11 protein-coding genes, 1 other RNA gene and 1 pseudogene are annotated in these 13,328 nt (G+C 62.3%); 7 read left to right on the forward strand and 6 right to left on the reverse strand.

The annotated features are described in order from the left end of the window. Window positions 1-7 precede the first annotated feature (7 nt). Window positions 8-187, forward strand: a non-coding RNA gene (gene ssrS / locus LOY53_RS25730) — 6S RNA. Between the two features lie 67 nt (window positions 188-254). Next, window positions 255-863 carry a 5-formyltetrahydrofolate cyclo-ligase gene (locus LOY53_RS25735; protein WP_027592232.1) on the forward strand — a complete coding sequence of 203 codons (609 nt, stop codon included), beginning with the start codon at window positions 255-257 and terminating at the stop codon, window positions 861-863. Between the two features lie 19 nt (window positions 864-882). Here the strand turns inward: LOY53_RS25735 and LOY53_RS25740 are convergent, their stop codons facing one another. Then, window positions 883-1,035, reverse strand: coding sequence for a hypothetical protein (locus LOY53_RS25740; protein ID WP_172960392.1), 153 nt, complete (start codon window positions 1,033-1,035; stop codon window positions 883-885). Between the two features lie 178 nt (window positions 1,036-1,213). Here LOY53_RS25740 and LOY53_RS25745 point away from each other — a divergent pair, with 178 nt between their 5' ends. The 4 genes and pseudogenes from LOY53_RS25745 to LOY53_RS25760 all read left to right on the forward strand — a co-directional run bounded on the left by LOY53_RS25745 (window position 1,214) and on the right by LOY53_RS25760 (window position 6,547). After that, complete coding sequence (locus LOY53_RS25745) at window positions 1,214-1,663, forward strand: EVE domain-containing protein (protein ID WP_099430754.1); 450 nt, start codon at window positions 1,214-1,216, stop codon at window positions 1,661-1,663. Between the two features lie 94 nt (window positions 1,664-1,757). Continuing rightward, window positions 1,758-2,717: an HlyD family secretion protein gene (locus LOY53_RS25750; protein ID WP_252826193.1), complete on the forward strand. Its 960-nt coding sequence runs from the start codon at window positions 1,758-1,760 to the stop codon at window positions 2,715-2,717. Beyond that, window positions 2,714-5,433: pseudogene (gene rbbA, locus LOY53_RS25755) on the forward strand (ribosome-associated ATPase/putative transporter RbbA). Before LOY53_RS25750 ends, rbbA begins: the two are co-directional and overlap by 4 nt. A gap of 1 nt (window position 5,434) precedes the next feature. Then, window positions 5,435-6,547, forward strand: coding sequence for an ABC transporter permease (locus LOY53_RS25760; protein ID WP_027592228.1), 1,113 nt, complete (start codon window positions 5,435-5,437; stop codon window positions 6,545-6,547). On the opposite strand, the gene LOY53_RS25765 is transcribed toward LOY53_RS25760, so the two are convergent. Beyond that, window positions 6,548-6,952, reverse strand: coding sequence for a flagellar basal body-associated protein FliL (locus LOY53_RS25765; protein WP_027592226.1), 405 nt, complete (start codon window positions 6,950-6,952; stop codon window positions 6,548-6,550). A gap of 157 nt (window positions 6,953-7,109) precedes the next feature. Here LOY53_RS25765 and LOY53_RS25770 point away from each other — a divergent pair, with 157 nt between their 5' ends. After that, window positions 7,110-8,087: an NADPH:quinone oxidoreductase family protein gene (locus tag LOY53_RS25770; RefSeq protein WP_258703434.1), complete on the forward strand. Its 978-nt coding sequence runs from the start codon at window positions 7,110-7,112 to the stop codon at window positions 8,085-8,087. A 141-nt stretch (window positions 8,088-8,228) separates the two neighbouring features. Here the strand turns inward: LOY53_RS25770 and LOY53_RS25775 are convergent, their stop codons facing one another. The 4 genes from LOY53_RS25775 to LOY53_RS25790 form a co-directional block, all read right to left on the reverse strand. Next, window positions 8,229-8,879: a gamma-glutamylcyclotransferase gene (locus LOY53_RS25775; RefSeq protein ID WP_252826196.1), complete on the reverse strand. Its 651-nt coding sequence runs from the start codon at window positions 8,877-8,879 to the stop codon at window positions 8,229-8,231. A gap of 246 nt (window positions 8,880-9,125) precedes the next feature. Further along, complete coding sequence (locus tag LOY53_RS25780) at window positions 9,126-10,094, reverse strand: CDP-6-deoxy-delta-3,4-glucoseen reductase (protein WP_027592223.1); 969 nt, start codon at window positions 10,092-10,094, stop codon at window positions 9,126-9,128. Further along, window positions 10,094-11,560, reverse strand: a complete 1,467-nt coding sequence (gene ubiD, locus LOY53_RS25785) for a 4-hydroxy-3-polyprenylbenzoate decarboxylase (RefSeq protein ID WP_033702193.1) — start codon at window positions 11,558-11,560, stop codon at window positions 10,094-10,096. Before ubiD ends, LOY53_RS25780 begins: the two co-directional genes overlap by 1 nt. A 155-nt stretch (window positions 11,561-11,715) precedes the next feature. Next, a protein-coding gene (locus LOY53_RS25790) for an IS3 family transposase (protein WP_408981312.1) occupies window positions 11,716-13,073 on the reverse strand; the annotation gives its coding sequence in 2 pieces (ribosomal slippage) (window positions 11,716-12,597 and window positions 12,600-13,073; 1,356 coding nt in all). Between the last annotated feature and the right edge of the window lie 255 nt (window positions 13,074-13,328).

Consider the following 13,328-nt stretch of genomic DNA (forward strand, 5'->3'; position numbering starts at 1 on the left):
CTGGCGCCACTCCCTGGGGGATGCGCCAGTCGGTTATGTCCCTGAGCCGATACGCACAACCACGGGGGTTGCACGCTGGGGCCGGTGTGCATGTCCGCTCGACGGAAAGCCTTAACGCCCCCTGCAATCTCCACCTTGAACTTTCGGGTTCAAGGGCTACACCGATAGCGGTCTTATCGGGGAGCCTTATTTTTTTGTCCGCCCTTGCTGCGGGCAGACCCCTACCAGTCGCGACAACTGGGAACGCCTGTGCCATGACCGACACCGCGCCGCTCACCCGCCCCCAGCTTCGTCGCCTGCTCCGCAATGCACGCCGCGCACTCACGCCTGCCCAGCAGCGCCAAGCCGCCCTTGGCCTATACCGCCAGCTGGCGCAAGACCCGCTGTTCCGCCGCGCCCGGCACATTGCCCTGTACTTGCCCAACGACGGCGAAATCGACCCCTACCTGCTATTGCGCGAAGCCCAGCGACGCGGCAAACGTACTTACCTGCCGGTGCTGCACGCCTGGCCGCGCACACGCATGGTGTTTCAGCGTTTCGAACAGGGTGAAAAACTCAAGCGCAACCGCTTCCGTATTCCAGAGCCACTGACCGACCGCAAACGGCAACGCCCGATCTGGGCCCTGGACCTGATCCTGCTGCCGCTGGTGGGTTTCGATGAAGTGGGTGGCCGCTTGGGCATGGGCGGTGGTTTCTATGACCGCAGCCTGGCCTACCAGGCGCGCCGCAAGACCTGGAAAAAACCTTTGCTATTGGGGCTGGCGCATGAATGCCAGAAGGTCGAGCGGCTGGCACAGGCCAGTTGGGATGTACCATTGCAAGGCACGGTCTCGGACCGCGACTGGTACCTGGCGCCGAACTGAGCGGCGCCAGCGGAGGGTATCAACGTTGTGGCTGGCTGGCGTCGACCGGCATCTGATAGGCGGTGTCCAGCTTGCGCTCCAAGAACCCCTGCGCATAACCAGTGGTGACCACACCCAGGCCAAAAATGAACACCAGGATCCACAGCAGATCCGGCTTTTTGCGTTGATTCATCGAAGATTGCCCCCCAGGCAAACTGTTTCGGCTTGGCGATTTTCTGGGTATCGCCAGAGCATCTCGCTTTAAACGGGGCGCATTTTCCGACAACCTGCGCCGACACGCAAACATTGGCGCCAACCGGCTGTCGGTTTCGTGCAACAGGTTATTTCAAACCTTTTCAGGAGCAGCATGCATGGCCTATTGGCTGATGAAATCCGAGCCCGACGAGCTCTCGATCGAAGCCCTTGGCCGGCTGGGCGAAGCGCGCTGGGACGGCGTGCGTAACTACCAGGCGCGCAACTTTTTGCGGGCCATGAGCGTGGGCGACGAGTTCTTCTTTTACCATTCCAGCTGCCCGCAACCGGGCATTGCTGGCATCGCCCGCATCACTGCGGCGGCCTACCCGGACCCGACCGCACTGGACCCAGAAAGCCACTATTACGACCCCAAGGCCACCGCCGAGAAGAACCCGTGGAGTGCGGTGGACGTGGCCCATGTGAAAACCCTGCCCAAGGTGCTCGACCTTGGCAGGCTCAAACAACAGGCTGCGCTTGCCGAGTTGCCGCTGGTGCAAAAAGGCAGCCGCCTGTCGGTTATGCCGGTTACCCCCGAACAATGGGCGGCCATTGTCGCGCTGAAGTGAAGGTGGGCTAGGATCAAGGGGTTTGACCGATATCAACACGCCATGGATAGCCGCACGCCACGATAGGCTGTGCACTGAGCAGGGATGCTGACTGATGAATCGATATGCCCCCAGGATCTTCGCCACCGCGCTGATCGCCTTACTGGCGGCCGCTGCCGGGCTGGGTTACTGGAAGTCGCTGCATGACCAGTTGCCGGAAGGCCTGAGCATGGGCAACGGCCGCCTCGAGGCGACCGAAGTGCAAATTGCCACCAAGGTCCCCGGGCGTTTGGCCGAGGTGCGGGTCGACGAAGGCGACAAGGTGATTCGTGGCCAGCTGCTGGCCCGTATCGACACCCGCACAATGGAAGCCCAGCGCAACCAGGCCGAGGCCGAAGTGCTGCGCGCCCAGGAAAACTACGCGGCGGCCCAAGCCAGCGTGCAACTGCGCCAGAGTGAGCTGCTGCTCGCCGGCCAGGAACTCAAGCGCGTGCGCGAGATTTTCAAGCGCAACTATGCCAGCCAACAACTGCTCGACCAGCAGCAGGCCCGCTTCGACACCGCGAACGCGGCGGTGGTTGCCGCGCGCGCCCAGCTGGCAGCCGTCAAAGCCGCCATCGGCGCGGCCCAGGCCCAGGTCGCCCAGCTGACCAGCGAGATCGACGACAGCAGCCTGCGCGCGCCCATCGACGGCATCATCCAGCTGCGCCTCGCCGAGCCAGGTGAGGTGTTGGGCGCTGGCGGTCGCGTGCTGATGCTGATCGACCCGAGCGACCAGTACATGAACCTCTACCTTCCAGCCTCCACCAGCGGTCGGCTGACCGTTGGCGATCAGGCACGCATCGTCCTCGACGCGCTGCCCGATCTGGCTTTGCCGGCGAAGGTAGCGTTTGTCGCAGCCAAGGCGCAGTTCACCCCGAAACAGGTCGAAACCCGCGATGAGCGGCAGAAACTGGTGTTTCGCGTAAAACTGCGCCTGAGCGATCCAAGCGCCGTGCCGCAAGCCAAGCCGGGCATGCCGGGCGCTGGCTATGTGCGCACGGCGGACGTGGACTGGCCGGCCAACCTGCAATGAACGCGCCGGCATTGCTGGCCGAGGGCATCAGCCACCGTTATGGCGACCTGATCGCCTTGCAGACGCTGGGTTTCAGCCTGCCCAGCGGCACCCGCTGTGCACTGATCGGGCCTGACGGGGCCGGCAAATCGACCCTGCTCGGGCTGATCGCCGGCGTAAAACGCCTGCAGCAGGGCGAGTTGCAGGTGCTAGGTGGCTCGATCCGCCAACGACGCCACCGCGCTGCGCTGTACCCCAAGGTCGCGTTCATGCCCCAAGGGCTGGGCAACAACCTGTACCCCGAGCTGTCGATCAGCGAGAACATTCGTTTTTTCGCCACGCTGTTTGGCCTGGGCCGGCACGAATGCGAACAACGCATGGCCAACCTGCTGCAGGCCACCGACCTGCATCGCTTCGCCGAGCGCCCGGCCGGCAAGCTGTCGGGCGGCATGAAGCAGAAACTGGGCCTGTGCTGCGCGTTGATCCACGAACCTGACCTGCTGATCCTCGACGAACCCACGACCGGGGTCGACCCCTGTCGCGGCGACGCTTCTGGGAACTGGTCGAGCAGGTACGCGCACAACGCCCGCAATTGACGCTGCTGGTGGCCACTGCCTATATGGAGGAAGCCGAGCAGTTCGAGCACTGCCTGATGCTCGATGGCGGCCGGCTGATTGCCGCGGGCCCCAGCCACACCTTGGCGGGCGTCACGCCCAGCGGCAAACTGGACGATGCCTTTACCCATTTCCAGGGGGCAGGCAGTACGCAACATGCGCCGTTGTCTATCCCGCCACGCTCGGCAAATGATGGCCCAGTCGCCATCGAAGCGCATGACCTGACCCTGCGCTTTGGTGACTTCACCGCGGTCAACAAGGTCAGCTTCGCCATTGGCCGTGGGGAAATTTTCGGTTTTCTCGGTTCCAACGGCTGCGGCAAGACCAGCACCATGAAAGTGCTGACGGGCCTGGTACCCGCCAGCGAGGGCAGCGCCAGCCTGCTTGGCCGCCCGGTGGACGCCAGCGACCTGGCCACGCGCAAGCGGGTTGGTTTCATGTCGCAGAGTTTCTCGCTGTATGGCGAGCTCAGCACCCGCCAGAACCTCACGCTGCATGCGCGCCTGTTCGACCTGCCCAATGCCGACAGCGCGCAGCGCATCAGCGAACTGATCGAACGCTTCGGCCTGCGCGACATCGCCGACCAGCCGTCAGGCGCCCTGCCCCTCGGTCTGCGCCAGCGCCTGTCACTGGCGGTCGCGGTGCTGCACCGCCCTGAAGTGCTGATCCTCGACGAGCCGACTTCCGGCGTCGACCCTGCCGCCCGGGATGACTTCTGGCGACTGCTGGTGGAGTTGTCGCGTGAGCAAGGCGTGACCATTTTCCTTTCCACTCACTTCATGAACGAAGCCCAGCGCTGCGACCGCATTTCGTTCATGCACGCCGGGCGCGTACTGGCCTGTGACACGCCTGATGCCCTGCAACGCCAGTACGCCGGCGAAACCCTGGAAGACGCCTTCGTGCGCTGCCTGGAGCAAGCCCAGAAGGCCGTGCCCCAGGCCCCACAAAACACTGTCCTGGAGCAGCCGGCAGCGACCACACCGCCGTTGCGCCAAGGTTTCAGCCTGCGCCGCCTGCTGGCGGTGGCCAGCCGGGAGGGCAAGGAGCTGCTGCGCGACAAAGTGCGCCTGGCCTTCGCCCTGCTCGGCGCCGTGTTCATGATGGTGATCTTTGGCTATGGCATCTCGCTGGATGTGGAGAACCTCGCCTTCGCTGTTCATGACCAGGACCAAAGCCCGCAAAGCCGGGCCTACCTCGAAGCGTTTCGCGGATCACGGTATTTCGCCGAGCAGGCGCCGATTCGCGATACCCGTGAAATGCACCAACGCCTGCAACGTTCCGAAATCAAACTGGCGCTGGAAATCCCACCCGGCTTTGGCCGCGACCTTTACGCCGGTCGCCAACCGGTGGTGGCTGCCTGGCTCGACGGCGGCATGCCGTTCCGTGCGGAGACCAGCCGCAACTATGTCGAAGCGGTGCACCAGGCGAACCTCGAACAATTTGCCGCAGCCAGCCAGCAACCGGTGCAGCGCCAGGAGCCGGTGCGCCTGGAAACACGCTTCCGCTACAACCAGGACGTGGTCAGCGTGAATGCCATCGGGCCCGGCGTCATGGCGCTGATCCTCGCGTTCATCCCGGCCATGCTCACCGCCCTGGGCATCGTCCGTGAAAAGGAACTTGGCTCCATCACCAACTTCTACGCCACGCCCCTCACCCGCCTGGAGTTTCTGCTCGGCAAACAGCTGCCCTACCTGGCCGTAAGCCTGGTCAACCTGGCGTTGCTGGTGGCGATGAACCGCTGGTTGTTTGCCGTACCGCTCAAGGGCAGCGTGCTAGCCCTGGCCTGCGGCGGCGTCGCCTACTTGCTGGCGACCACCAGCCTGGGCTTGCTGATCTCGGCCTTCACCCGCACCCAGATCGCGGCCATCCTGGGCACCATGATCATCACCAGCCTGCCGACCATCCAGTTCTCCGGCCTGATCGTGCCACGCTCGTCGCTCGATGGCGCCGCGGCAGTGATGGGCCAGCTGTTCCCGGCGGGTTACTTCCTGGACATCGCGGTCGGCACCTTCACCAAAGCGCTGGGCCTGCGCGAGCTGTGGCCGCAGTGCCTGATCCTGCTGAGCTTCTTCGCCGTGTTCACCGGCCTGAGCCTGGCCATGCTGAAGAAGCAGGAGGCCTGACATGTCGCGCCTGAACCACACCCTGCGCCTGGGCCTGAAAGAGCTGACCAGCCTGCGCCATGACAGCGTGCTGCTGCTGTTTTTGCTGTATGCCTTCAGCGTGGCGATCTACATGCCGGCGGCGGGCTCGGTGATCGGCGTGCACAACGCCAGCGTTGCCGTGGTGGACGAAGACCATAGCCAGCTCTCACGCAAGCTCACCGAGTCACTGCAACCACCCGAGTTTCAGCCTGCCGTGCCCCTGCCCCCGGACCGCCTGGACCAGGCCATGGACAGCGGCCAGTACACCTTCGTGATCAATGTGCCGGTGAACTTCCAGAGCGACCTGCTGGCAGGGCGCTCACCCGAGCTGCAGATCAACGTCGACGCCACGGCCATGAGCCAGGCGTTCATGGGCGCCGGCTACATCGGCCGGATCTTCGAGCGAGAGCTGCTCGACTATGCCCAGCGCACCACAACCCAGAGCCCCGTGCTGATCAACCCCAAGGCACTGTTCAACCCCAACCTGGAGGGTGGCTGGTTTCTGGCCGTGATCCAGATCATCAACAACATCACCATCCTGGCGATCATCCTCACCGGCACGGCGCTGTTGCGCGAGCGTGAACACGGCACCCTCGACCACTTGCTGGTGCTGCCGTTGACCGCTTTGGAAATCATGCTGGCGAAAATCGCCAGCAACGCGCTGGTGGTGGTGCTGTGTACCTGGGTATCGCTCATCGTGGTGGTCAAAGGCGCCCTGGGCGTGCCGCTGTCTGGCTCCATGGGGCTGTTCCTGGCCGTGACCGCGCTGTACCTGTTCGCCAGTACCGCGTTGGGCATCTTCCTCGCCACATTGGCGCGCTCGACACCTCAATTCGGCCTGCTGGCGATCCCGGTCATTATCCCGATGCTGTTGCTGTCTGGCGGCAGTACCCCGCTGGACAGCATGCCGCAGTGGCTGCAGTGGGTCATGCAGGGCTCGCCGTCGACGCATTTCGTCAGCCTCGGCACCGCGATCCTGTTCCGCGACGCCGGCGCGGCCGTAGTATGGCCAGACATCCTGGCCCTGGCCGTGATCGGCCTGGTGTTCTTCAGCGTGGCGCTGGCGCGCTTTCGGCGGACGCTGGCGTCCTGATCACTGCACGATCAGGTTGTTGAACAGCAGGTCTTCGACAATCGGCTTGCCCTCTTCCGCTTCCATCACCTGCTGCACCTGCTTCAAGGCTTCCTGGCGCAGTTGCTCCTTGGCGTCGACGTTGCTCATCTTGTCCACGGTCTGCTGGGTGAACAGCGCCACCAGCTGGTTACGGATCAGCGGCTCGTGGTGTTTCACGGCCTTGGCGGCTTCATCACCGGTCACGCGCAGGGCTACGTCGGCCTTGTAGACACGCAGCTTGGGGCTGCCGTCGAGGGCATAGTTACCGACAAAGGGTGGGCTCAGGGTGATGTAGGCGACCTTGGGCGCCCCTTCCTTGGCTTCTTCGGCCACGGCCGCAACTGGCAGCATCAGGGCCAGCACCATCAAGATCCACGCTTTCACGAATTCGCTCCTCAATACAATTGGCGCCAGCTTACCCAGCACACCGCTCAAACCCAAGCCCTGGTTTATGCCGGCCCATCAGGGTAGGCCATGCTCGTTGACCCGGCAGGTGGCCCTCCTACACTTATCGGCCACTACCCGCAAAGGAATAGCCCCGATGAAAGCTGTGTTGTGCAAAACCTTGGGCCCGGCGCGCGACCTGGTACTGGAAGACGTCGCCAGCCCCGTGCCGAAAAAGAACGAGATCCTGCTGGATGTGCAGGCTGCGGGCGTCAACTTCCCCGACACCTTGATCATCGAAGGTAAGTACCAGTTCCAGCCACCGCTACCGTTTTCCCCAGGTGGCGAAGCGGCCGGTGTGGTGGCTGCGGTCGGCGAGAAGGCCGGTGCGTTCAAGGTGGGCGATCGGGTCATGGCCCTCACGGGGTGGGGTGCGTTCGCCGAACAGGTGGCGGTGCCCTTCTACAACGTGATGCCGATCCCCGAGCACATGGACTTCACCACCGCCGCCGCCTTCGGCATGACCTATGGCACCTCGATGCATGCACTCAAGCAGCGCGGCCACCTGCAGCCGGGTGAAACCCTGCTGGTGCTGGGGGCCTCAGGGGGTGTGGGCCTGGCGGCCGTGGAAATAGGCAAGGCCATGGGCGCCCGGGTGATCGCTGCAGCCAGCAGCGCCGAAAAACTGGCCGTGGCCAAGGCTGCCGGCGCTGATGAGCTGATCGACTACAGCCAGGCCAGCCTCAAGGACGAGATCAAGCGCCTGACCGGCGGCCAGGGCGTGGACGTGATCTACGACCCGGTGGGTGGCGAGCTGTTCGACCAGGCGGTAAGGGGCCTGGCCTGGAATGGCCGGCTGCTGGTGGTGGGGTTTGCCAGCGGGACGATCCCACAGCTGGCGGCGAACCTGGTGCTGCTCAAGGGCGCAGCGGTCGTGGGGGTGTTCTGGGGGGCGTTTGCCCAACGTCAGCCGGAGCAGAATGCAGCTAACTTCCGTCAGCTGTTTGCCTGGCAGGGTGAAGGCAAGCTGAAGCCGCTGGTGTCGGAGACTTATCCACTGGGTGAGGCTGGGGCTGCCATTGAGAAGCTGGGGCAGCGGCAGGCTGTGGGTAAGTTGGTGGTGCTGACTAGCTAGCGTCTGGCTGCTTGGTTGCCTGCTCGGGCCTCTTCGCGGGGCAAGCCCGCTCCCACAGATTATCCACTGCCCTCAAGTCGGCTCGGGTGCCTGTGGGAGCGGGCTTGCCCTGCGAAGAGGCCGGTACTGCCAGTCAATAAATCAGACTTCCCGCAGGTTATGGCAGCGCCTGAACCGCGCCTCCAGGTTGCGATCCGGCATCTGGTGGCTGCGCAACGCATTCAACGTCTGCTCCACATACTCGCGCGTGGTGCCATATCGCCCCTTGGCACTGGCGAGGATCTGGCTGAGCAATGTGTCGGGCAAATTCCCCGCATAGCACGGCAAATGGCGCTCCAGCACAAACCCCAAAGCCTGCACCTTGCTGCCATCACCCAACCGGCAGCTGAGCCAATGCGGGCGGTAGGCCGGGTACGGCATCTCGCGTTGCCACAGGGCCATCAGCGAATCATTCAGGTTGCTTTCATCCAGCCGATAGGCAAAACCACTGCATGACCCACCACGGTCCAGGCCAAACACCAGGCCGGGCGTTTCCGGTGTGCCACGGTGCTCGTGCGACCACAGGTAAAGCCCACGGTGATAACCGTGCACCCGCGCGCGCTGCCGCTCTACCGAACTGCACTCCGGTCGCCAGATCAATGAACCATAGGCGAACAGCCACACAGGCCCGCCTTCATGGCGTGACATGGTCAGTTGCATGGAGTTGATCAATTGCTCGCGGGTCAGTTGCTGGCCGAAGTCGAGCGCCGGAGGGTAAGCACTTTTCCAGGACAAACTTTCAATTGCCGACATACGCTGCCGCCATTATTCCCTGTGAACTACAAATGAAGCGAGAATCGCTGTGTGCCGCAGCTTGCGCCCCGCACCTAAGGTGTCTGCATTAACCTTAGGATACAAACGCGCCAACACTCAAGCCTGAAAGCTAAAGTTTCACGCGAACTTCCGACGATTGGAGAGCATTGTTTCGAGCGGGGTGAAAGTTATTAGCCAAGGCGGTAACAATTACCGCCTTATACCCACTCGGTTGAACTTGAGTTATTAGCCACGCGGCGCGTAGGCAAATACATCGGCGCGCATACGGTGAGCATCCATACCGGCCTCGACCAGGGCATCAAGGGTGGCATAGACCATGTTTGGCGAGCCGCTGGCATAGACGTGCACGCCGTTGAGGTCGTGAATGTCTTCGCAAACGGCCTCGTGCAGCATGCCGCAACGGCCTTCCCAGCCACACAGGTCACTGACGACCTTGTGCAGGAACAGGTTGGGCAGGCGCAACCATTCGTCCCAATGCTCGATCTGGTAGAAGTCCTCAGGCCGACGCACACCCCAGTAAAGGTGTACCGGATGCTTGAAGCCCTGGGCGCGACAATGCTCGACCAGGCTGTGCATCTGGCCCATTCCCGTACCGGCGGCGATCAGCACCAGCGGCCCGTCTGGCAACTCGGCCAGGTGCGCATCACCGAAAGGCATTTCGATGCGCGCCAGGCGATCACGCTGCAGTTGCTCGATCAGCTGCAGCGCGCTGGGCTCACGTGCCAGCACGTGCAGTTCCAGCTCACGCCCACCATGGGGCGCAGAGGCCAGGGAGAACGCCGCCTGCTTGCCGCCTTCGCGCTCAATCATCAGGTACTGACCGGCGTGATAACGCGGCGGCTTGCCGGCAGGCGCACGCAGGCGCACGCGCCAGACGTCGCCACCGACCTCGACGCATTCGCTCACGCTACACGCCAGCTTGCGCACTGGCAGCTCGCCCAGGGCGAGCACACCGTCCCAGAGCAACACGCAATCCTCCAGCGGTTCGGCAATACAGGTGAACAGCTCGCCATGGTCGCGTACTTCGCCGTTCTGGCGGACGCTCCCTTCCACCAGCAAGGCGGCGCAAACATGGCAATTGCCATTGCGGCAGCTGTTCGGGCAGTCATAGCCGAGCCGCCGCGCTCCATCCAGGATCCGTTCCCCGGGTTCAAGCGCCAGCACTGCCCCGGACGGCTGCAACGTTACCTGCATCAATCTATTCCCAACTGATCCCACAGCTCATCGATACGGCGGGTGACGGCCTCGTCCTTGACGATGACCCGTCCCCATTCGCGTGTAGTCTCGCCCGGCCACTTGTGGGTGGCGTCCAGGCCCATCTTCGACCCCAACCCGGACACCGGCGACGCGAAGTCCAGGTAGTCGATCGGGGTGTTGTCGATCATCACCGTATCACGCTTGGGGTCCATGCGCGTGGTGATGGCCCAGATCACATCGTTCCAGTCGCGGGCGTTGATGTCATCGTCGGTGACGATAACAAACTTGGTGTACATGAACTGTCGTAGGAACGACCACACACCCAGCATCACGCGCTTGGCGTGGCCTGGGTATTGTTTCTTCATGGTCACCACCGCCATGCGGTACGAGCAACCTTCCGGTGGCAGGTAGAAGTCGACGATTTCCGGGAACTGCTTTTGCAGGATCGGCACGAACACTTCGTTCAGCGCCACGCCGAGAATCGCCGGCTCATCCGGCGGACGGCCCGTGTAGGTGCTGTGGTAGATCGGTTTTTGCCGGTGAGTGATGCGCTCGACCGTGAACACCGGGAAGCTGTCCACTTCGTTGTAATAGCCGGTGTGGTCGCCGTAGGGGCCTTCCGGCGCCATTTCGCCCGGGTGAATCACGCCTTCGAGAATGATCTCGGCGGTGGCCGGTACCTGCAGGTTGCTGCCACGGCACTTGACCAGCTCGGTGCGGTTGCCACGCAGCAGGCCAGCGAAGGCGTATTCGGACAGGGTATCCGGCACCGGCGTCACGGCGCCCAGGATGGTTGCAGGGTCTGCACCCAGCGCCACGGCCACTGGGAACGGCTGGCCGGGGTGCTTCTCGCACCATTCGCGGTAATCCAGCGCGCCGCCACGGTGGCTCAGCCAGCGCATGATGACCTTGTTGCGGCCGATGACCTGCTGGCGGTAGATGCCCAGGTTCTGGCGGTCCTTGTTCGGGCCGCGGGTAACGGTCAGGCCCCAGGTGATCAGCGGGGCCACATCGCCTGGCCAGCAGTGCTGGATCGGCAACTGGCCAAGGTCGACGTCGTCACCTTCGACCACGACTTCCTGGCACACCGCATCTTTGACCACCTTCGGCGCCATCGACACGACTTTCTTGAAGATCGGCAGCTTCGACCAGGCATCCTTCAGGCCTTTCGGCGGCTCTGGTTCTTTGAGGAAGGCCAGCAGCTTGCCAATTTCGCGCAGTTCTTCGACCGACTCGGCGCCCATGCCCATGGCCACCCGCTCGGGCGTGCCGAACAGGTTGCCCAGTACCGGGATGTCGTACCCCGTGGGCTTCTCGAACAGCAACGCCGGGCCTTTGGCACGCAGGGTGCGGTCGCAGACCTCGGTCATTTCCAGGACGGGAGAGATCGGAACCTGGATGCGCTTGAGTTCACCGCGCTGTTCCAGGCCACGGATGAAGTCGCGCAAGTCGCGATACTGCATGCAGGAGCCTCGTGTTGGCCGTATCGGTCGGGGTGCAGAGTGTAGCGCCGTTCGGGTTTTGTTTGGGGGCAAAAATGCAGTGGCGCCGCTTCGCGCCCCGTCGCCGGCAAGCCAGCTCCCACAGGTTTGGACTGCCCCCAGAAAGTTGGACAGTTTCAGCTAGCAGCCTGAGCCCTGTAATCAACGGGGCTCAGGCCGTTCAGCCTTAGCTTGATGCGGTCATGGTTGTAGTAATGAATGTACTCATCCAGACCCGCCTTCAGTTCTTCGACGCTTTCAAATCGCTTCAGGTGGAAGAACTCTGACTTGAGCGTACCAAAGAAGCTTTCCATGGCCGCGTTGTCCAGGCAATTTCCTTTACGCGACATGCTCTGTTTTACGCCGCGCTGATAGAGCTTGTGACGATACTGAGGCTGTTGATAGTGCCAGCCCTGATCCGAGTGCATCACCAGCTTTGGCGTCTCGCCCAGCTTCTTAAGCGCCTTGTCCAGCATGTTTCCAACCAGGCTATAACAGGGCCGGCTGGCCATTTCGTATGCCACGATCTCGGCGTTGTACAAGTCCATGACGGGTGAGAGGTAGAGCTTTTGCTCGGCGACCTTGAACTCGGTTACATCGGTTACCCATTTCTGGTTGGGCCGTTGAGCCACGAAGTTACGCTCTAAAAGATTCATTGCTACTTTGCCCACTACGCCCCGGTAGGAACGGTATTTCTTGGGCCGCACGACCGATCTCAGGTCTAGCTCAGCCATCAACCGCTCAACGACCTTCTTGTTAACCAGGGTCCCGTTGTTTCTGATCACGAGCGCCACGCGTCGATAGCCATACAGCTTTTTGTGCTCGTGATAGACACGCTGTATCTGCTCTTTGAGCTCAGCATGCTTGTCCGGCTTCTGTTGGCTTTTGAGCTGGTAGTAGAAGGTGCTGCGCGCCAGCCTGACCATCCGCAGAAGGTCAGGTAGAGGAAATCTGCGCTTGAGCTTGCAGACGATCAGGACTTTTTCGTCTGTATTCGCTCCTTCTCCTCGCGCATAGCTTTGAGCTCCTTTAGGACAGCGTTCTCCATGCGCAGGTATTCGAGCTCAGCCAGCAGCTGCTCGCGGGGCTTTTGCGCGTCATCGGTATCAGTGGGCTCGACTGGCTTAATTTTCTTTGGCACGTGAGTAGGCTTTCTTGGTTTGGCGGCAGTAGGCGCTGCGGGGCTACCACTGTAGTACCGTCGTTGCCAAATGCCTATCTGCGAAGACTGTCCGAGATCAAAGTGGGCGGCTGTTTGGCGCAAAGAGAGCCGATGTTCATGCATGTACTTCAACACCCGGTGCTTGAACTCTTCGCTGTAACGCCGGCCGTGAGGACGTTGGCCGATGCTGGAGTCGGCTTGGTGGCTGGCCACCCAGCGCCTCAGCAGGCTGAAATCGATGCCAAAGTGGCGAGCCACTTTTCGGAAGCCGTCGCTGCCATCAAGGTAGGCTGCAATCGCCTTGAGCTTGAACTGCTCGGTGTACTTGCCCATAGATCCCCCAAGGGTTGGATTGGTGTCCAACTTCTTGGGGGCAGTCCAGGTTCGGCATACGATTCAAGCACTGCGCATTACCTGTGGGAGCTGGCTTGCCGGCGATGGGCTGCAAAGCAGCCCCAATCAATACTTGGTGAGGAAGCTTAATTACGCACCATTGATTATGCGACACACCTTTGACGGGCGTTGGCGAACGATCTTTTGTGACAAACAGCAAAAAGCCGGGTTTCCCCGGCTTTTTGCGTGATGCAG

This window comes from Pseudomonas sp. B21-031 (genome assembly GCF_024748985.1).
GTDB lineage: Bacteria > Pseudomonadota > Gammaproteobacteria > Pseudomonadales > Pseudomonadaceae > Aquipseudomonas > Aquipseudomonas kermanshahensis.

Bases quoted from the DNA above. Each gene is read 5' to 3' on its own strand.
- LOY53_RS25750 (WP_252826193.1), top strand. From the start codon at position 1,758: ATGAATCGATATGCCCCCAGGATCTTCGCCACCGCGCTGATCGCCTTA.
- LOY53_RS25740 (WP_172960392.1), bottom strand. From the start codon at position 1,035: ATGAATCAACGCAAAAAGCCGGATCTGCTGTGGATCCTGGTGTTCATT.
- LOY53_RS25760 (WP_027592228.1), top strand. From the start codon at position 5,435: ATGTCGCGCCTGAACCACACCCTGCGCCTGGGCCTGAAAGAGCTGACC.
- ubiD (WP_033702193.1), bottom strand. From the start codon at position 11,560: ATGCAGTATCGCGACTTGCGCGACTTCATCCGTGGCCTGGAACAGCGC.
- LOY53_RS25770 (WP_258703434.1), top strand. From the start codon at position 7,110: ATGAAAGCTGTGTTGTGCAAAACCTTGGGCCCGGCGCGCGACCTGGTA.
- LOY53_RS25745 (WP_099430754.1), top strand. From the start codon at position 1,214: ATGGCCTATTGGCTGATGAAATCCGAGCCCGACGAGCTCTCGATCGAA.
- LOY53_RS25775 (WP_252826196.1), bottom strand. From the start codon at position 8,879: ATGTCGGCAATTGAAAGTTTGTCCTGGAAAAGTGCTTACCCTCCGGCG.
- LOY53_RS25735 (WP_027592232.1), top strand. From the start codon at position 255: ATGACCGACACCGCGCCGCTCACCCGCCCCCAGCTTCGTCGCCTGCTC.
- LOY53_RS25780 (WP_027592223.1), bottom strand. From the start codon at position 10,094: ATGCAGGTAACGTTGCAGCCGTCCGGGGCAGTGCTGGCGCTTGAACCC.